The sequence below is a fragment of the Actinoplanes cyaneus genome, from assembly GCF_016862095.1.
GTDB lineage: Bacteria > Actinomycetota > Actinomycetes > Mycobacteriales > Micromonosporaceae > Actinoplanes > Actinoplanes cyaneus.
In genome coordinates, this window is the sequence record NZ_BOMH01000102.1 from 1 (window position 1) to 18,063 (window position 18,063).

The 18,063-nt window shown below is 68.2% G+C and carries 17 protein-coding genes and 1 pseudogene; 3 read left to right on the top strand and 15 right to left on the bottom strand.

Translation table 11 applies throughout. From position 1 onward, the window contains the following. On the bottom strand, positions 1 to 2,214 hold a 2,214-nt coding region (locus Acy02nite_RS44970), incomplete at its 3' end, for an NACHT domain-containing protein (RefSeq protein WP_239175875.1). 24 nt (positions 2,215 to 2,238) lie between these two features. On the opposite strand from Acy02nite_RS44970, the gene Acy02nite_RS44975 reads away from it, so the two are divergent. Continuing rightward, positions 2,239 to 2,454, top strand: a complete 216-nt coding sequence (locus Acy02nite_RS44975; RefSeq protein WP_203755967.1) for a hypothetical protein — start codon at positions 2,239 to 2,241, stop codon at positions 2,452 to 2,454. A gap of 21 nt (positions 2,455 to 2,475) precedes the next feature. On the opposite strand, the pseudogene Acy02nite_RS44980 reads toward Acy02nite_RS44975, so the two are convergent. Then, positions 2,476 to 3,385, bottom strand: a pseudogene (locus tag Acy02nite_RS44980) (IS5 family transposase). 194 nt (positions 3,386 to 3,579) lie between these two features. Next, the gene (locus Acy02nite_RS44985) at positions 3,580 to 3,963 is read right to left on the bottom strand and encodes a carbon-nitrogen hydrolase family protein (protein WP_203755969.1); all 384 of its coding nucleotides are present in this window, start codon (positions 3,961 to 3,963) and stop codon (positions 3,580 to 3,582) included. Positions 3,964 to 4,428: 465 nt separating this feature from the next. Between Acy02nite_RS44985 and Acy02nite_RS44990 the strand changes: the two genes are divergently transcribed. Together Acy02nite_RS44990 and Acy02nite_RS44995 are read left to right on the top strand one after the other, a co-directional pair. Continuing rightward, complete coding sequence (locus tag Acy02nite_RS44990) at positions 4,429 to 4,890, top strand: Het-E N-terminal domain-containing protein (RefSeq protein ID WP_203755970.1); 462 nt, start codon at positions 4,429 to 4,431, stop codon at positions 4,888 to 4,890. Positions 4,891 to 5,072: 182 nt separating this feature from the next. Then, positions 5,073 to 7,964: a tetratricopeptide repeat protein gene (locus tag Acy02nite_RS44995; RefSeq protein WP_203755971.1), complete on the top strand. Its 2,892-nt coding sequence runs from the start codon at positions 5,073 to 5,075 to the stop codon at positions 7,962 to 7,964. Here the strand turns inward: Acy02nite_RS44995 and Acy02nite_RS45000 are convergent. The 12 genes from Acy02nite_RS45000 to Acy02nite_RS45055 form a co-directional block, all read right to left on the bottom strand. Further along, positions 7,904 to 8,485 (bottom strand): hypothetical protein, encoded by a 582-nt coding sequence (locus Acy02nite_RS45000; RefSeq protein ID WP_203755973.1) that lies wholly within the window; start codon positions 8,483 to 8,485, stop codon positions 7,904 to 7,906. The two genes, Acy02nite_RS44995 and Acy02nite_RS45000, sit on opposite strands and share 61 nt — an antisense overlap. Positions 8,486 to 8,584: 99 nt before the next feature. Then, positions 8,585 to 9,109, bottom strand: coding sequence for a nucleoside deaminase (locus tag Acy02nite_RS45005; RefSeq protein WP_203755982.1), 525 nt, complete (start codon positions 9,107 to 9,109; stop codon positions 8,585 to 8,587). Beyond that, positions 9,106 to 10,197, bottom strand: a complete 1,092-nt coding sequence (locus Acy02nite_RS45010; protein ID WP_203755985.1) for a protein-L-isoaspartate O-methyltransferase family protein — start codon at positions 10,195 to 10,197, stop codon at positions 9,106 to 9,108. Before Acy02nite_RS45010 ends, Acy02nite_RS45005 begins: the two co-directional genes overlap by 4 nt. A gap of 121 nt (positions 10,198 to 10,318) precedes the next feature. Continuing rightward, complete coding sequence (locus Acy02nite_RS45015; protein WP_203755987.1) at positions 10,319 to 11,254, bottom strand: phosphotransferase; 936 nt, start codon at positions 11,252 to 11,254, stop codon at positions 10,319 to 10,321. A 72-nt stretch (positions 11,255 to 11,326) separates the two neighbouring features. Beyond that, positions 11,327 to 11,794 (bottom strand): NUDIX domain-containing protein, encoded by a 468-nt coding sequence (locus Acy02nite_RS45020; protein WP_203755989.1) that lies wholly within the window; start codon positions 11,792 to 11,794, stop codon positions 11,327 to 11,329. Between the two features lie 424 nt (positions 11,795 to 12,218). Beyond that, complete coding sequence (locus Acy02nite_RS45025; RefSeq protein ID WP_203755991.1) at positions 12,219 to 12,743, bottom strand: P-loop NTPase family protein; 525 nt, start codon at positions 12,741 to 12,743, stop codon at positions 12,219 to 12,221. Beyond that, complete coding sequence (locus Acy02nite_RS45030) at positions 12,718 to 13,575, bottom strand: MFS transporter (protein WP_203755993.1); 858 nt, start codon at positions 13,573 to 13,575, stop codon at positions 12,718 to 12,720. Before Acy02nite_RS45030 ends, Acy02nite_RS45025 begins: the two co-directional genes overlap by 26 nt. Beyond that, complete coding sequence (locus Acy02nite_RS45035) at positions 13,518 to 13,946, bottom strand: MFS transporter (RefSeq protein WP_203755995.1); 429 nt, start codon at positions 13,944 to 13,946, stop codon at positions 13,518 to 13,520. The genes Acy02nite_RS45030 and Acy02nite_RS45035 overlap by 58 nt, the downstream gene beginning before the upstream one ends. Continuing rightward, a complete protein-coding gene (locus tag Acy02nite_RS45040; protein WP_239175877.1) occupies positions 13,943 to 15,868 on the bottom strand; it encodes an ABC transporter ATP-binding protein in 1,926 nt (641 codons plus the stop codon). The genes Acy02nite_RS45035 and Acy02nite_RS45040 overlap by 4 nt, the downstream gene beginning before the upstream one ends. A 56-nt stretch (positions 15,869 to 15,924) precedes the next feature. After that, complete coding sequence (locus Acy02nite_RS45045; RefSeq protein WP_203755998.1) at positions 15,925 to 16,569, bottom strand: nucleoside triphosphate pyrophosphohydrolase family protein; 645 nt, start codon at positions 16,567 to 16,569, stop codon at positions 15,925 to 15,927. Beyond that, positions 16,566 to 17,393, bottom strand: coding sequence for an aldo/keto reductase (locus tag Acy02nite_RS45050; RefSeq protein WP_203756013.1), 828 nt, complete (start codon positions 17,391 to 17,393; stop codon positions 16,566 to 16,568). Before Acy02nite_RS45050 ends, Acy02nite_RS45045 begins: the two co-directional genes overlap by 4 nt. A gap of 43 nt (positions 17,394 to 17,436) precedes the next feature. Continuing rightward, on the bottom strand, positions 17,437 to 18,063 hold a 627-nt coding region (locus Acy02nite_RS45055), incomplete at its 5' end, for a 3'-5' exonuclease (protein WP_203756015.1).

An 18,063-nucleotide genomic window follows, 5' to 3' on the forward strand; every position in this document is an offset into this window, starting at 1 on the left:
CCGCGGCGCGACTTCGGCCTGACCGGCTCTCAGCAGCCCGGCAAGCGTCGCCGCTTCCAAGGTCGGGATCTGTGGGCTATCGAGCAGCCAACCCAACGCTGCAAGATTGCCGAGCGCAGCTAGGCGCCGTGCCGCGGCCAGCCGCACGTGAACCTCGCCCGGCGCGCGGGCAAGTCTGATCAGTGGCTCGGTGTTGCCGAGGTCAACACAACGGGCGGCAGCTGCGAAGGCCATCGGCCGGTCCGGATAGGCATCGACCACCGCAGACAAAGCCTCGGCAGCCCAAGGGTCACGACGCTCGAATAGGGCCAATGCAGCTGCATACGCCGCGAGTCGGGTGCCTGCCGAGCCAGCGCCAAGCGTTCGCAATAGGTTCGGATCGCCGGCATCGGCCAGCACCGCCGCCAACTGCACGCGGTGATAAGGGTCAATATCGGCAGCCTCGGCCATCGAACGGAGAGCAATAACATCCCCGCCCCGAGCGAGTTGCCGGGCGGCCGCTACCCGTTCGGAGTCGGTGGCACGCACGTCAGCCAGTCTTTGTGTGAGCGCATGGCGTGCCAATGCGCCCAGCGCTCGTTTCTCAACTGGCTGGGCGTCGGCGGCTAATGGTAACCACAGGTCCGGATCTACCTCACCGCCGCGATCGTCCAAGGTGTCGGCGATCCAAGCCCGGACTACTTCGTCTGCATGCTCGGCAACCTCGCGCAGCAGGTCATGACCCTTGCTCGGATCGACGTCAGCGATGCGATCAGCGACGAGTGCCCGTGTCCACGAGGACAAGTTCGGGGCCGTAGCAAGCTCCGCCATCTGCGACAGCACTGCCGCGTCGATGCTGAGTTCGCCCAGGATGCGCAGGGCGTCCGGGGCCTGCTCGGTCTCGTCGGAGATCTGCTGAAGAAGTAGATCGGTAATACGGTCGCGGGTTTCGGGTCGCACCGGTATCCCATCGGCGAGCAGGTCGCCGGCGGTGATCGGTTCATTCTGGCTTAGCAAGTCGGCGACGAACGTATCCGGATCGGCCTGTCGGGCGACCGCGAATGCGGCGAGGCTCCGTGTGGTGGGGTCAGTCGCCCGGGCTATCCACGCGGCCTTGTCGAACGCGCCGTCGGCGGCGGCAGCGAAGTACTCGGCAAAGCTCTGATGCGCAAAGACCACTTGCTCTCGACGCACAGTGCACACTCCCGTCGCGCGCAGCAGCTCGCGGAGGAGCCGATCGCGATCTGGGCCAAGGTCGTGCGGTGCGTGCACCTTTATCCAGGTGGAAGCGACGGCTGTAAGACTCGCGTCCGGATCGGTCAACCAGGCAGCGCCGCAAGCCCTCAACAGATCGCCAACGTGCCGCCGAATGTCTGAGAACAGCCAGGCCGCGACCGCCGCGCCCTCAGTTCCCCGAGACAGCAGGTCGGGTTCAACAGCCTCACGGAAGCGATTCAACGGCCTCGCCCCGTCGAGCAGATGATCGACGAAGCGGTCGTAAAGGGCCGCTCTGCTGGACGGCAACGCGCGGTCATTCTCCGATTCATAGACGAGTGCAGCGATGGTGGCCAGGAGGGGGACGCGGGCCACCGGACCGAGCCGCGCACCCGCGATACGGGCCAGAAAGCGGACGGCCGACCGATCTGCCTGCCGCCTGTCGTCAGGAAACCGTGCGGTGAACCAACGGTGGGCGAACTCGTCCAACTCTCGACGATCGAAAGGTCGCAGGTCATACACGCCGACTGATGGTCCGCGTAACTCGGCGAGCTCAGGCGCGGTCAAGGGACGACAAGTGACCACAAAACGATACGGTCCAGGGTCGACGAACATCGCCTTGATCCTCCACAGGACCTCAGACCGGTGCTGGGTTGCCATGATCTCGTCCAGCCCGTCCACCAGCACCCGCCACGCGCCGCCGCCGACCAGACACCGTTCAAAAACCTCCGCCGGCAGATTGATGGCGAAGTCGCGATGCACTGCCGATGCCAGCGCTTCGGGCAGCCGCCGACCGACCAAGTCCGCAGCTGGCAAGATCACCGCAATATCGCCGCTCTTTCGCCTACCTCGCGCGCGGCCTGCGAATTCTGCTGCGACAGTAGCCAGGAAGGTCGACTTACCCGCACCGGCATCGCCAAGCAGAACCGCGTGGCGATGCTCTGTGAGGACGCGCGCGGCCTCCACTGTACGAGGCTTGTCACCCGCTCCATACCCGCCAAGCGTTGCTCGAGACCGCACATATAGATCAGTTAGTGCCGGAACATGCTCGCCGAAGAACCGGTATCGATGACGACCCGCATCGGCCAGCTGCGCTGTCAGCAACGCGGCAAGGCGGGGATCCTGACTGCAGCGACGTCGAAGTCGTCTACCTGCCCGGACTGCGATCCACAACCCAGCCAAGCCAGCCAAGGCGCCGACGATGGACGCGACCTTGTCACCGGTATCCAACAGAGAACCAAGCTCGACCATCGACTGTGATCCTAGAGCGCATCTGACGGATCATGGTCGGCTCCGGTCTGGTTTTGCGCGGAGCCAGATCATGATCGAGGCGACGGTAACCGTTGCCTCGTAACGGTCCTTGAGCTTGTCGTACCTGGTCGCGACGGCCCGGAACTGCCTCAGCCGGTTGAAGGCCCGTTCCACCTGGTTGCGGTCCTTGTACCGCTGCCCGTCGAAGTTCGGTGGCCGCCCGCCACGCGATCCCTTACGAGCCCGGCTTCTGCGCACATCATCGCGTTCCGCGATGGTGTGCGGGATGCGCCGGGCACGCAACGAACGCCGGTTCGCCTTCGAGCCATACGCCTTGTCCGCAGTCAGGTGATCGAGGCGCTTGCGGGGCCGGCCGACACCTGCGGGCCGGGCCACCGCCACGTTGTCAAGCAGCGGTATCAGTTCCTTGGTGTCGGAGTCCTACCCAGGTGTGAGCCGTTTGACCAGGCTGCGGCCACGTCCTTCAACGAGCAGATGCAGTTTGGTGGTCAGTCCTCCGCGCGAGCGACCCATCCCTTGGGCTGCCCGCGAATCGGCCGGGCTCAGCCCCCTTTACGAGCTCCAGCGGCGTGCTGGTGCGCCCCCCCACGACGGTGGAATCGACCTACGCCCGCCAGTCGAGATCGCCGCATGCGTCGGCCTGCGTCTGCAGATGTCTCTCGATGCGGACCCAGGTGCCGTCCTGCTCCCAGCGGGAGAAACGGTCGTAACAGGTCTTGGCTGGCCCATACCGATCTGGGATCTGATCCCACTTCGCGCCGTTTTCGACCCGCCACAAGATCCCGTTGATCACCTGCCGGTGATCACGCCACCGGTCACCGCGCTGCGGCGTCATGGACGGCAGCAACGGCTCCAGCCGCTCCCACTCCTGGTCAGTTAGATCACCAGCCACAACACACCAACGATCGACCGCAGTCATCCGTGATGATCCGTCAGATGCGCTCTACGGCCCGGTGACTGGTCTTGGTCAAAGGGTCGAACGGCGTAGGCCTGCAACCGGTGGCCACAGCGATCGCTGCCGCAGGGCGCTTGTCCTAGACGCCGGATCTGCGGGCCGGAAGCAGGGACGGGCCGGCAGCGGCCCCTTTCTCCCTGCCGGAACACGGGTCGTGGTCAGAAGATGGTGGGATCGGCGCTGCGGGAGTCGTGGACCTGCCGGGCGCGGCAGATGTCGCCGTGCCGGGCTGTTGCTCGCCACGGACGGGCGAGGTTCAGTGCGACGTGCAACTGCGGGTCGCCGCGGTCGAGGTCGGCAACGACGAGATCACCGGCTGGTGGGATGTCGGCGAGACGGGCACCGTTCGGGCCGATCAGCCCGGCCGGCACCAGGTGCGCGGTCTGCGCTGGTACCGACAGCGAAATCCAGTAGTTGTTGATCGCGGCGTGCGCGCGAGCCTTGACGTGAAAAATCTCGTCGACGGGATACGCCGACATCAGGAGGCAGTCCACGCCGAGCTGCTCGTACTCGCTGAACAGGTGCGGAAAGTTGATCTCCACGCAGATAATCAACCCGAACCGGAAGCCGTCGACGGTGGCCGGCCGGACGCCCGGGGTGTAGAAGCGGGTGACCTCGGTGTGTTTACCGACCGCAATCGCCGCACGAGGGCCGCGACCTGCGCCTTTACGTAGATTACATGTCCATGACGCTATGGCAGCTATGACTCGCCGTCTTCGCCCATGGCAACCCAAGCGTGATAGCCCCGGCGTTTGGCCTCAGTCCCGCTCGTCGGATCTCCTGCCCGCTCTCATCGAAGCCGGGGCAGTCTCGCGGATCTGGGACGTCCCAGCTGCTGCGATGTCTCAACCTGGCTTGAAGCAGTAGCTGCCTCAGCGGCGTCATCGAGGGTGGCGAAATCGAGTAATTTGACGCTGACCTTGAGAGGCGAGGGTCATCCCCGTGCATCAGGTAAGCGGTAGCGGGGAAGTGACACAGTGAATCACACCCATCAACGGAAGGTGATCATGGTGTCAGAGCTGGAGCTGATCCTGGCGGCGTTGGCGGCTGGCGCTGGCGCGGGGAGCGCGACGGTAGCGCAGACCGCAGTGGTGGACGCCTACAACGGTCTGCGGAGTGCGCTGCGCTCGGCGTTGTCCCGTCATGGTGGCGCTGCCGCTGTGCTGAACACTGTGGAGACTGCCCCGGACACATGGCAGGCAACAGTAGGGGAAGCCTTGTCCGGTACGGGTGTCGATCGGGATGCGGAGGTCCTCGCCGCGGCGCGGCGGCTGCTGAAACTGGCCGACCCGGACGGCAGCGTTGCCGGCAAGTACACCGTCGACGTCTCGAACTCGACCGGTGTTCAGGTCGGGGACCACGCCGTTCACATCGACACTCTCAACGGCAACAACATCGGCACGATGACCGGCCCGATGCACATCTCGTACGGGCAGGCCCAGAGCCCCCCGACCGCGCCGGGGGCGTAACCAGGTCATTCGCCACCGGCAGGAGTACTGACCGAACGACCAATATCCGTGACGTCTACGGCGTTGTCGCCTTCGGCGACGTCACCGTCATCGAAAGCCGGGCTCCGGTGCATTGGCCGTGCCGGGTCGGTGCAGTACCGCCCCTCGCCGATGGTCGACTCGATCGGCCCGTCGATCATGAGTTGGACGCCGCCCTGGACTGGGACACCACACCAGCCGTGGTAACTGCTCAGATCGTGACCGGCGTCGGAGGAGTGGGCAAGACCCAGCTGGCCGCCGCGCTGGCGCACCGGCTGTGGGGTGCGCGACGGGTTGATCTGCTGGTATGGATCACCGCCAGTACACGAACCGCCGTGGTCACCGGGTACGCCGAGGCCGCGTCGAAGGTCACCGGAATCGACGACAAGGACCTCGACCGGGCCGCGGCCCGGTTCCTGGCCTGGCTGGCCGAGCCACACCCACACCGGTGGCTCATTGTCCTGGACGATCTTGCCGACCCCACGGATCTGAACGGGCTATGGCCACCCACCGACGGCAACGGCCGGACCATGGTCACCACCGGCCGCCGGGACACGGCGCTGCTCGACGGACGACACGTGCTGAACGTCGGGGAGTTCACGCCCGACGAAGCCGTCCGTTATCTCAGCGGCAAACTTGGCCACCAGCCGTATCGCCTCGATCAGGCCGTCGAGCTGGCGGCCGACCTCGATCACCTCCCTCTCGCGATGGCACAGGCGGCCGCATTCATCGGGGACGCCGGCCCACGGATGACCTGCGCCGAATACCGGAGGCTGCTGGTCGATCGGCAGCGGTCGCTGGCCGACCTGGCGCCGAACGCTCTGCCCGACAATCACAGCAAGACCGTGGCGGCAGCGTGGACGCTCTCCATCGATCGCGCCGATCAGCATCGGCCGGTCGGGGTGGCCCGGCCGGTGCTGGAGCTGGCGGCCATGCTCGATCCGAATGCGATTCCCATCGAGGTGTTCACGACGGTAGCGGCGGCCGGCTACTGCGGGTACCGGCTGGGCCGGCCAGTCGAGGCCAAGGACATCGAGGGTGCGCTGCAGCTCTTGCGCCGGTTCAGTCTCCTTGCTGTTGACGATACTGTCGTCCGCTTGCACGGTCTGCTCCAGCGCGCCGTACGCGAGGCGATCGAGGTCGACGATCAGCCTGCTCTGGCGAACAGTGCGGCCGATGCGCTCCTCGAAGCCTGGCCGGACATCGAACGCGACGCCGTCCTCGCCCACCTCTTGCGGATCAACACCGCGACGCTTCACACCGTCGGCGACGGCCACCTGTGGACGTACCCGATGGAAGTGAGGGTGTGGCGCCGATTCATTGCCATGGTGTCTCGGCGCTCCGCTGACGGCGCTCATCCGGTGCTCTTCCACGCCGGCCAAAGCCTCGGCGAGGCAGGCTTCGCCGGTGCTGCGGCCGCCTACTTCCAGCGACTGTACGACAATGCGTGCGCTCGGCTCGGCATTAATCATCCGCACACGCTGGGTGCCCGGCACCAAATCGCCTTCTGGCGCGGCGAAGCTGGGGATGCGCGCGGCGCGATCACCGCCCTGGAAGGCCTGCTCGCCGATGATCTGCGGGTCCTCGGCCCGGAGCACCCGGACACCCTGACCACTCGCAACAACATTGCCTACTGGATCGGCCAGGCGGGCGACCGCGCTGGTGCGCTCGCGGCGTTCAATGACGTTCTGGCCGATCGAATGCGGATCCTCGGCCCGCACCATCCCGACACCTTGAACACCCGCCACAACATGACGCAGTGGCAGCACGCCGTCGACGCCATTGAGAACCTGACGGTACTGCTCGAGGATCAATCGCAGTCCCTGGGTGCGGATCACCCCAACACCTTGGGGATCCGCAACAACATCGCCTGGTTGCGGGGGGAGACCGGCGACGCGGCGGGAGCCGTCGCCGCGTTCGAGGCTCTGCTCGCCGATCGGCTGCGAGTGCTGGGCCCGGATGATCCCGACACCCTGAACACACGGCACAACGTCGCCCACTGGAGATTGATGGCCGGCGACGTGACCGGTGCCACGGCGGCCCTGCAGGGGCTGCTCGATGATCAGATTCGGCTGCTCGGGCCCGGACATCGAGACGTCATGATCACCCGCCAGGCCTTCGCGCACCGGCAGGCGGCCGCCGGCGACCTGGCGGGCGCTATGGCGAGCCTAGACGAGCTGCTCAAGGAGCAGATCCGTCTATTCGGCGATGACCATCATGGGGCCATGATCACCCGTGACCAGATCGCGGGTTGGCGAGGGCGAGCTGGCGACTGGAAGGGTGCGGCGACGATGTACTCGGCCCTGCTCGACAGCCAGGTCCATAGTCTCGGCCCCGATCATCGGAACTCGTTGATCACACGCAGCAAGCTCGCCTTCGCGCGCGGGGTCATGGGTGACCTGGTCGGTGCCACCGCCGCCTTTGACGAACTCCTCGTAGAGCAGGTGCGGGTACTCGGGCCCGACCATGCCGACATCCTCAACACCCGCAATCACATCGCTCACCTTCGGGCGGCGGCCGGTGACCTGGTCGGCGCCGCCAAGGCCTTCGGAGAACTCCTTGGCGAGCAGACGCGGGTGCTTGGGCCAGACCATCCTTACACTGCAGAAGCCCGGCACCAGCTGCCCTATCGGCGCTTGGCAGCCGGCGACCTTCCGGGCGCCATCGCCGCGGGGAGTGACGCTGTCCACGCATGGAGAACAGCGCCGAGAGTTGACCGAGCCGTCTTCGTGGATCTCCGCCGCGATCTCGCCGACTGGCGAGGGCAGAACGGCGACGTGGACGGAGCCATAGAAGACTTGACAAGGTTGTACGACGAACAAGTAGGAGATCTCGGGCCCGACCATCTGCATGCAGCACAGCTGCGGGTGGACCGTGCGCGATGGCGTACGGTCGCCGGCGATCGCAGCGGCGCCCTGGCCGAACTCGAAAAACTGCACGACGAACAGGTCCGCCGGCTTGGCCCGGACCACCAGCTCATGCTGATTCTCCGCTCCTACATCGCCGAATTGCTAGGTGGGGGCGCCTCAGCCGAAGAAAGGACCGACGTCATCTGAGGTGTCGCAGCACCCTCCGCGCTACCGAGGCAAGCTCCCGGTGCGCGATGTTCGAGCCGCTGCCCTCCATCTGGCCATCCCAGCAATCCAGGCCGACCGCCTCGCTCGCCGGCCCGGTCGCCAGCTCGTGACCCGCATCGCCCTGTGACGTAGTGGATTGCCGCAGTCGTTCTCACGTCCTGGTCGGCGCCGCCGGTGATCGGCAGATACCGCTGGAGGCTGAAATCGGGGTCAAGGCCGACCCAGGTCAGGACCGCGGTGTCTCGCCAGATCCACTCGCCGAGCTGCCAGCGCCGGCTGGCCAGATCGGGGATGCCTTGCAGCCGGGTGGCTTCGTCGCGGGTGCGCAGCCACTCGATCCAGGAGGTGGGTGCGAAGGTGGTGGCGCCGGGCCAGCACGCCAGGGGCAGGCGGGTTCCGTCGTCGTCCAGCACGCGGTGCGCGCCGGCGGTCCAGACCAGGCCGTCGAGTACGTCGCGGCGGACCGCTGTGGTCCCGGCGGAAAGAGTCGTCGAGGTCATCGTGTCTGTCTCCCGCGGACGTGGTTGCTGGAACTGGTCGGGCTACGCCGGTGCCGGGCACGGTTGATGTCCGGGCAGCCGGTGTCGAGGAGGAGCGGCTCAGCATCTGCCGGGAGGTGCCTGCTGGTCGGGCAGGTCAGCGAGGGTTTGCGCCCAGCGGCGGAAGCCGCTGGGCGGCGCCGTCTGGCAGTAGCGGCGGAATTGCTCGCGCGCCTGGAGGCGGCGGATCCCGCCGACCATGCGAGGCGGCCGGTACCAGGGCAGGTCCGGATGGTGCGGCCAGGTCGCGGCGATGCGGGCGCCGTCGGCCGGTGACTCCAAGCCGTAGTAGATCTCGTCGACGCGCAGGGCCATCGCTGCGCCCAGACACATCAGGCAGGGTTCGATGTTGACGGCTAACCGCAGAGGATGTGGTCTCGGCTGACGGCGCAGCAGCCGGTCGGCGGCGTCCATCGCGAGTAGGTCGGCGTGGACTAGGTGTCGCTGCTGGGCTTGGTCCTGGGTGTGAGCGGAGGCGATGATCTCGCCGCCCATCTCTACGACCGCTCCGATCGGCATCTCGCGGTGCAGCACGCCTTCCTCAGCCACGGAGATCGCGGCGTCGACGAGTTCTTCCGGCGTCATGCCGGCTCCGCCCGGTCGGCGCGCGGCTGTGGGATAGCAGGCCGCGACGTCGGCACCGCAGCGGCGGGCACGGTTATCTGCAGGTCCCAGCCGGGGCAGTCGGTGCTCGCGTTGGGGACCAGCCGGGGAACAAAGGTGTCGGCGGTGGGGCGGCCGGCCTGCTGCCAGCGGGTCAGCCAATCGTGCAGAACCGTCAGTGACGCCGAACCTGGTGTGTCGGCGATGATCGTGCCGTCGGTCAGGATCACGGCTGCGGACGTGGCGGTGCTGTGGCCGATCCCGCGGACCAGATTACGCAGCGACACCATACTCAGACCGGGGTCGGGTGGGGCGGCGGTGAAGGCGCTCCAGGATCGCCAGTCGGCCTCCATGTCGCCGTAGGTTTCGGTGTGCCCGGGGTGCAGGAGCCGGTCGAGGGCCGCGCGGGCGCCGCTGTTGTCCGGATCGTCGGCGCGCCAGCCGATGGATATCCAGGACGGATCCGGTTGACGGTCGCAGTAGTCGACCCACCGGCCGGGCACGGTCACGGCGTCGTCCACCGGTGTCGGGGTGCTCTGGGCGTAAACGCCACCGACAACGGCCTGCACCCGGGGCTGGCCGGCGTCGACGGTAATGGTGGTGATCAAGGCGGTGGACGGCAGCTGCGCGATCGGCAGTGAGGCAACGATCCGGCCGCCGTCCACGATCTGCTCGACCCAAGCCCGGGGAAGCCGCGGCGGCGTGCACCACCCGACCGCCCGATCGAACGGCGCGGCGGCTGCGAGGCCGGCCAGGCCGTCGGCGACGTGACAGTCGATCCCGGTGACCCTGCGTTCGGCGTGGATCGCCCGCGCCCGGTTGACGAGATCGTCGCTGATGTCGATGCTCGTGACTCGCCCGCGTGGTCCGCACAGCCGGGCCAGCAGGGCGCCGCTGTAACCCGAGCCGGTACCGATCTCCAGAACGCGATGCCCGGTCTGAACCTTCAGGGATGTCACTTCGCGCTGGATCCACTCGGGGACGGAGCGGTGGACGGTGGCGCCGTAGCGTTCGTGATCGGTGTAGGTGAGGACGGGTACGGTTCCGAAAGCCTCATTGAGATCGGTCATGACTCCTCCAAAGGTGCACGGTCAAGGCGACGGGTCGGCGGGGGCGACGCGGTCGATGCTGCGCGAGTAAAGGCCGTTCCAGCGGAAAACAGCGGGCGCGGCAGCTCGACCGAGGATCGGGTCATGTGTCGATCACGGCGAGGAGGTCCTCGATCAAGGGCTGCAGGGCGTCGGCGCGTGCCCGTTGCCATCCTCGATGAGAGGGCATGCCGGGGTGGGCGGGCAGTGTGGAGTTTCTACGCCACATGCCCGCGTAGGCGATCAGGAACCGTGAGGCCTGCGCAGGCTGGCCCAAAAGCAGATCCAGGGCCTGGCGATGGGCAACCTCGGGGCCGTCGGCGTGGCCTGCCGCCACGACGTGGGCCGCGAGCAGAGCACGGTCGAGCCAGGCCGCACCCGCTGCGCCGGAGCCCCAGTCGACCAGGACGGCAACGCCGTCCTCCGGATTGACTATGGCGTTGTCGCTACGGATGTCCTGGTGCGTCAGCAGCTGCCCGACAGTCCAATCCCGCCAACCGACTGTCGCCGCGGCAAGCCGGTCGATGTGGCGGGCTTCCCAGCCGGTCAAGTCGCGTGGCTGCACCGCCAGTTTCGCCCAGCCGTCAAGGTCGGGCAGACGTTCAAGAACTGGCGGTACGCCAGCCGGGACTGCGGCCCTTGCTACGGCTGCGCATGCCCTCGCCACGGACTGCACCGCAGCGGTGGTCCACGGCGGGCCGGCCGCCGCTCCCGGTGCCCGGTCCAGGACGAGCGCGATCCAGTCGTCGATCTCGGCGACGCCCCGGAGCCGGGCGGCGGGAACGTCGGCGGGCATCACGCTCAGCACGGCAGCTTCCTGCCGGTAGAGCTCATGCGAGCGGGCGTTGACCGTCCGGCTCATGGCTTTGACGAAGACCGCATCGCCGGTGCCCAGTGACAACGTGGCGGCTGGACCCGGTGTCATGCCGCCGTGCACATCGCAGAAGGCGGTGATCGGGCCGGCGCACTCTTCGACGGCACCGGCCAAGACGGTGGGTACGGTTCGCCACGAGGGCCGGGTGGTGAACGAGGCTGTCATCGTCGGGCTCCAGGTGTCCGCAGTGCCACGGTGTGGCCGCACGGTGAATCGCTGATCTGTCGTAGCCGGCTGTTACCACCCGCTGAGGTGCAGTCGTTCACCGGAACGCCAGGCTGCGACGCAGGCCAGGGTGTAGCGGTCCGTTTCGGCCGGAAGCTCATCGAAGGGAAACCATTCGATGCCTGCGCATTTGTGTGGCTCGGCATTGACCGGCTCACCGTGCCGGCCAGGCTCGAAGGCGGCGGTGAAGACTAGGCCGATACGGCCCTGCCCGTTGCGGTTGCGGTGGTGGACGGTGGCAGTGAAGTGCACGTCGTCCTCACCCAGGCGCAGGCCGACCTCCTCGGCGGCCTCGCGCCGGACCCCGGCCAGGGCAGTCTCTCCTGTCTCGAGTTTGCCTGACACCAGGTTCCGTTCGCCGTCGGCATACCCGGTGCCGGCACGCAGCGCTAACAGGACTTTCGGGCCGTCGTGCAGTAACAGGAAGACATCGACCGGGTGCCGAGGCGCAGCGGCCGAGGGCTGGTGCGGGGCGTTCAACGTTGTCTCCTCCAAGCGGTGGCCACATCATGGCGAGGTCAGAACAGGGCGTCTTGCACAGTGGTAGTGCGCAGGAGCGGATAGGACGGCCAACTGCTGAAGCTGACTCATCCGCGATCACCCGCACCGGCTTGCGCCGTCGGTGAGCAGCCGCGCGAACAGCGCGGAGGCGACCAACGCGTCAGGCAGCGCCCGGTGTTGCCCGGCCAGCACCGGGATATGCGTGTGTGCCAGCAGTACGCATGGACGCTGTACGGCGCCAAGCTGGGGGAAACGTTGCCTGGCCAGGCGCAGCGTGCAGAGCATCGGTGCCGCCGTCCCCGGGCAGGCGCCGTGCCGGGCGAGGATGTTGCCGTCGACGGAGCGTGGCGGGCGACCACCCCGTATGGCGGCTCGCCGACGACCATATAAGCGGACAGGTCCATCACCGGCCACCCTTGCCGTGGTGGTGGGTGAACACGTCCACCCACAGGTCGGCCTGCCTGCGGCTGGTCAGGTGGATGACCGGCGCTCCCCGGAAGTGCTCGGCGATGCAGGCCCGCACCTTCGGCAGATGGGTATGCCGGTACCGCCACCCGACGTACCAGAGGAAAGAGGCGTTGATGCGATCAACAACGCCGTCAGGGTGTCGGCCGCCGCGGTAGCGCAGGCGGCGTTGCAGAATCCCGAGCAGGCAGACCAGCGGGTGCGGGTCGACCACGATCACCGTGTTGGCCCGACCGAGGCGGATTGGCAGGGAAGCCAGCGAGTTCCCGTCGATGATCCACGCTTCGCCGGCGACGACCTCCCGCTGTAGGTCGACGAAGACGGCTTCGGCGACGGTGGTCCCGTCGTCGGCGTAGCGCAGGTCGTCCAGGTGCGTGACCGGGATGCCAAGGACGGTGCTGAGCCGGTTGGCCAGCACGGTCTTGCCGGCGCCGCCGTTACCGAGGATTGCGATCCGGCGCACGGAACGTCTCCTCTCGGTGGGACTCGTCGGCGCTGGTCAGGCGGTTGCCCGGGGGAGGCCAGGCCCGCCAGGGCAGGATCACGATGGTGGTCAGCAGCACGGCGGCCAGCGCGAGTAGCGCGGTTCGGGCACCAAACGCCGCGGCGGCCAGCCCGGCGGCAGCGATCATGGCCGGTTGGGCGATCTTGCCGCTCACGGCCCACGCGGCGGCGACGCGGGCGAGGTAGCCGTCGGCGGTGGCCTGCATCCGGTAGGTGGCGAAGACCGGGTTGAACACGCCCGCGCACATCAGCAGGGCCGTGTCAGCGCCCACGATCATCGCCAGGCCGGCCGGTGTGCCGGGCGCGAGGGGGATGATGCCTATCCACAGGCAGCGGGCGGCGCCGCCGATCAGCAGGACGCGCATCAGCCCGGCGCGGGCGATGATTCGGGGCGCGACCAGCGAGCCGAGCACTCCGGCCGTGCAGGGCAGGCCGAGCGCCAATCCGTACGCGGCCGGGCTGAAGCCCAGGTCTCGCAGCATCAGCACCGCGATCAGCGGAGTCGAGGCGACCATGCACCCGCCGAAGATCAGAGAATGCGCGAACAGGCGGCGTAGGACGGGGTGGGCGGCGATGTGGCGCCAGCCCGCCGTCATCTCCGCCACCGAGTGCCGGCCCCGGTCCGGGCCGGCCGGGAGGGGTTCATGCCGCCGGATCCGGGCCAGGAGCAGGCCGGAGACCGCGAAGCTGACCGCATCGGCGCCGGCGGTGGCCAGCGGGCCGAGGGCGGAGACTAGCAGGCCGCCGACGACGCGATCGTCCCGACCGTCTGCCCGGCGGCCACCACGCACAGTTGGGTGAAGGTCAGCTTCCCGAGCCACGCGGCGATCGGCACGCTGGCCAAGGCCGCGCAGCGCAGCAGGTCCGCGCTGATCATGGTAGGTCGTTTGCGGTGAAACTCGACCCACGGTCCCAGCGGCATGATCGTCACCGCCCCGGCGATGCCGGCCACCGCGGCCAGCAGCGACACCTGCCAGTCCGAGGCGTCCAACATCAGGATGGCAACCAGCGGAAGGGCGCCCGCGCCGATCCCGCTGCCGGCCTGGGACACCGCGTACGCCACCCACGCCTGCCGCAGCTCCCGCCGCGGATCGTGCAGCGTCTCGAAGCGGCCGGCTGTCCTGGCTGCAGGATCCGGTGCCGGGTTCACCGAGGCGCTCACGGACGCTCCGCGCATTTGGTTACCGGGTCGGCTGGTGCCGTTGCCTGCCCATTGATGTAGCCCGAGGCCTGGAGCCCGAACAGCTCGGCGTAGCGGCCGCCAGCCGCGATGAGCTCTGCGTGCGTACCCTCCTCGATGAGCCGGCCGTGGTGCATCACGAAGATCCGGTCGGCGTGCGTCACGTTGGCGAGCCGGTGGGTGATCAGGATGGTGGTCCGCCGGCCCTGCCGACCGCGGATCGCCTGGAACAACGTGTCCTCCGCACGCGGATCCAACGCTGAGGACGGCTCGTCCATGATCAGCAGGTCGGCGTCGCGCAGGAAGCCCCTGCTGGCGGTGATGCGCTGCCACTGCCCGCCGGACAGATCCTGGCCGTCGGCGAAGATGCGATCCAGTAGCGTGTCGTAGCCGTGTGGCAGCTCCCGGATCATGTCGTGCGCCGCCGCCAGCTGGGCGGCGTCCTCGATCCGGGTACGGTCCGGTGCCGTGTCGATGTCACCGATCGCGATGTTCGTGGCGGCCGTGAACGGGAATTTGTGATGTTCCTGCAGCACCACGGCGATCCGCGAGGCGAGCGCGGTGCTGTCCCAGCCGGCCAGAGGACGGCTGTTCCAGAAGATGTCGCCAGCGCCCGGGTCACGCAGCCCGGCGATCAGGGCCGCCAGCGTTGACTTTCCCGATCCGTTCTCTCCCACCAGCGCCACGGTCTGCCCGGCCGTGATCGTCAGCGTGACCTCGTCGACCGCCGCCGTATCCCGGTCCGGGTAGTAGTGGCTGACGGCGCGCACCGTCAGCTGCTGCAGCGGGCCGGGCTGTGCTGGCGCCGACTCCGGCTGCTGCGGGAGGTAGTCGGCGGCGCGGCGCAGGAAGCCGACGTACTCGTTGAAATGCTGGCCTTCGGTGAAAACCCGGTCGGTTTGGAAGGTCACCTGGGTCAGTGCGCGCTGGGCGGCCTGGACCGCCACCACGCACGTCGCGGCGGCAGCCAGCGGAATCCGGCCGTCCAGCAACAGCATGCCGAGCAGGACGTAGACACCGGCGGACGCCAGGCCGCTGATCACCGCGCCGAGGCTGGTCGTGGTGGTCATCCGGCGTGCCAGCTTCATCTCCACCGCCGTCTGCGCGCCCATCACCCGGTCGTACAGGCCCAAGACGAAGTTGCGCAGGCCGTACGACCGCAACTCCGACGCCGACACCCGCTCGGCCATCAGACTGTGCAGCACCCACATCCGGCGCCGGCGTCCCGAGCTCTCCAGGTAGGTCTGGAACCTCACGTGACCCGCGCGCAGGGCGGCGTAGGCGTTCGGGGCCGTGGCGACGACGAGGGCCGCCAGCAGCAGTGGGTGGATGACGACAACCGCGACCATGACAGCGCACAGGCTGACCACGCCGGCCAGCAGGTTCATCACGGCTTGGACGAGATCGATCACCGAGTCAGAACCGCGGGAGGCGCGCTCCATGCTGTCGGCGAAACTGTCCTGGTCGAAAGCATCCAGCCGGACCGCGGTCGTGGTCTCGAACAGCCGCCGCTCCGCCCGCTGATTCACCTTCGGGGTCAGCCCGTTCATCGCATAGCCGGTCGCGATGCCCAGACCGCCGCGGACCGCGGTCGCCGCAGCCAGAAACGCCAGGGCAGGCAGGGCCTGACGCACCCGGTCCGGGGTCGGTCCGGCGGCGAACAACGCCACCAGCACCCGCTGGGTCGCCAGCAGGCCGAACGTGGCCATCGCCCCGGCGGCCAGCGTGACCACCGCGACGACTGCTGTGCGTAGCCGGTCGGCAGACCAGCTGATCCGCAGCGCCTCGACCACCAACCGGGGCATGCCCGCGAACACCCCGAACAGGCCGGCGTCGACCCGGGCGCGCATGCCTTGCTCCCACCACATCGGCCGTAACTCCGGCAACACCGACTCGGGTGGCATCGCGTCGCCCGGCTGCCGCGGGACGGTCCTATCCTGCTCGGCCTCGCGGGTGGCGCTCACTCGATCAGTCCTCCTCGTGGCTCGTCAGACGTGGTCGGGATGCGACTGGAGAGCCGAGGTGACGGCCGGATCGTCATGACATATCGGTACCGGAGCGTCCGCGGTACGAGCTGTCGGGCACGCGACGCAGTCAGCCGAAGCGGGTTCTGTTTTCGCACATATGGTCGAATGCGGCGTGTTGCTGCGAACCCGGGGGACGCGTCGGCGCCACGGTGGCGGTTATCGGCTGGATGCATGCACAGCCTCGATCCCGTGGTCGCGTCCGGCGCCGGCGCCGAGGCCCACTGGCCGGCTCCGCATATCTCGGTGTGCCTATGGCGGATCGCGGTAACCAGCAGATCGAGGATGTCGAACTCGACGGCGATGCCGACGGCGGCCCGCAGGACGTCGGAAAGTTCCGCGGCAAGCTCGCGAGCGTCGAACGCGCCGTGCTTTTGGCGTTTGAGACCGGTGCCGGCCCCGATGTTGATCTGTGTAGCGACCTCACCGGTCTCCTCGGTCAACTTCGCCAACCTGACGAAGGGCCGGGAGTCGTCGGGATAACGGACGGCCGACTCTCGGACGGTGGCCACGAGCAGGTGAAACGGCTCGCCCGCCGTGCTACACCCGGTCTGGATGTGGGCTGCTTCAGTGGCCGTCATGCCCTTTTCCTCCGGCACGCCGTGGTGTTCTCGTCCGCGGAGACGCTGTGGTCGACAGCGCAGTTGACCCGCAGGTGCTCGACCGAGGACGTGCCCGGGACGACGAGCATCGCCGGCGAACGAGCCAGCAACGTTCGCAATGCCTCGACCGGCCGGAGAGCCGTGACGGCGTTGCCGGTACTCGGCGGGGTGATGGCGGCACCGAACGGTTTGAAGGCGACGTACGCCAGACCGTTGGTCGTGCAGTAGTCGAGGACGGGATCGGTGCTGGTCACCGCATGCTGGTTCTGGACGGCGGCGATGCCGGTGATCGCGCAATCCTGTTCGACCTGGTCGACGGTGACTTTCGACAGGCCGACGTGGCGGATCTTGCCGGCGCGCTGAAGGCCGACGATGGCACCGAGCTGGTCGGCGAGCGGCACCAGCGGGTCGATGCGGTGCAGGTAGTACAAGTCAAGGGTGTCGACGCGCAGGCTCAGTTCGGCGCACTGGGTCAGATATTCGGGTCGGCCGCACGGACGCCAGATGTTCGGGCCGGGCCGGGCGAGGCCGCCCTTGGTGGCGATGAGCAGGTCGTCGGGGTAGGGGTGCAGGGCTTCCCGAAGCAGGGTCTCGACCGTGTGAGGGCCGTAGGCGTCGGCGGTGCCGAGGTGGTTGACGCCGTGGTCATGGACGGCGGCGCGCAGGAGGCGACGGGCCGCGTCGGGGTCGGCGGGCAGGTCCCAGTGGCCGGGGCCGGTGAGTTGCATCGAGCCGTAGCCGAGACGCCGGACCGGCAGGTCACCGCCGATGGCGAAGGTGCAGCTGTCGGTGGTGCTGGTCATCGAGGTGCCCTTTCGGTGGCCCTCGGTGACGCTGTGAGGGCTGTCAGTCGAACAGGGTGGGTTGCGGATCTGCGGCCGCGCTGGCGGTCGTCGACGACGGTGCTGCAAGACCGATTCCGGCGACGGCGGCAAGCTGCTGCAGGGCGGGTTCGGTGGTGAAGTGCTGGCGGATCAGGACTGGAAGCAGCAGGGCCGTGCCCGCGGTGTCCCACAGCGCCCGATGGGGCCGACTGCCGGGTGCGGCGGCGGTAACGGCGGCTGTCAGTTGCAGGTAGGTCAGCAAATCGATCAGGCCGAGTTTGCCGGGGACGGACGCGCCCTTCGCCAGGCGCATCGTGTCGATGAGGCCGGCGACGGTGAGCTCAGGCAGGTGCCGGTGCAGCAGGCGCCAGTCGACGCCGATGTTGTGCCCGACGAGCCAGGCCCCGGTGAGACGGGCGAGCAGGGCGGGCCGGACGTCGTCGAGGGTGGGCTGGCCGCGCAGGGCGGTGCCGGCCAGCCCGGGTGAGATCCACGGCCGGACGGGGATGGCCCGGCCGGGATCGATGCCGGTGGTGTAGGCGGTGGCCATGTCCGGGCGCCCGCCCAGGAACCGGACCGCGGCGGTCTCGAGGATCTGCTCCTGGTCGCGGTCCTGCGATCCGGTGCCTTCCAGGTCGAGGGCGACTAG

Coding starts and splice junctions, on each gene's coding strand:
- Acy02nite_RS45000 (WP_203755973.1), bottom strand. CDS start 8,485: ATGACCTCGACGACTCTTTCCGCCGGGACCACAGCGGTCCGCCGCGAC.
- Acy02nite_RS45005 (WP_203755982.1), bottom strand. CDS start 9,109: ATGACGCCGGAAGAACTCGTCGACGCCGCGATCTCCGTGGCTGAGGAA.
- Acy02nite_RS44990 (WP_203755970.1), top strand. CDS start 4,429: ATGGTGTCAGAGCTGGAGCTGATCCTGGCGGCGTTGGCGGCTGGCGCT.
- Acy02nite_RS45040 (WP_239175877.1), bottom strand. CDS start 15,868: ATGCCACCCGAGTCGGTGTTGCCGGAGTTACGGCCGATGTGGTGGGAG.
- Acy02nite_RS44975 (WP_203755967.1), top strand. CDS start 2,239: ATGCTCGCCGAAGAACCGGTATCGATGACGACCCGCATCGGCCAGCTG.
- Acy02nite_RS45050 (WP_203756013.1), bottom strand. CDS start 17,393: ATGACCAGCACCACCGACAGCTGCACCTTCGCCATCGGCGGTGACCTG.
- Acy02nite_RS45045 (WP_203755998.1), bottom strand. CDS start 16,569: ATGACGGCCACTGAAGCAGCCCACATCCAGACCGGGTGTAGCACGGCG.
- Acy02nite_RS45015 (WP_203755987.1), bottom strand. CDS start 11,254: ATGACAGCCTCGTTCACCACCCGGCCCTCGTGGCGAACCGTACCCACC.
- Acy02nite_RS45010 (WP_203755985.1), bottom strand. CDS start 10,197: ATGACCGATCTCAATGAGGCTTTCGGAACCGTACCCGTCCTCACCTAC.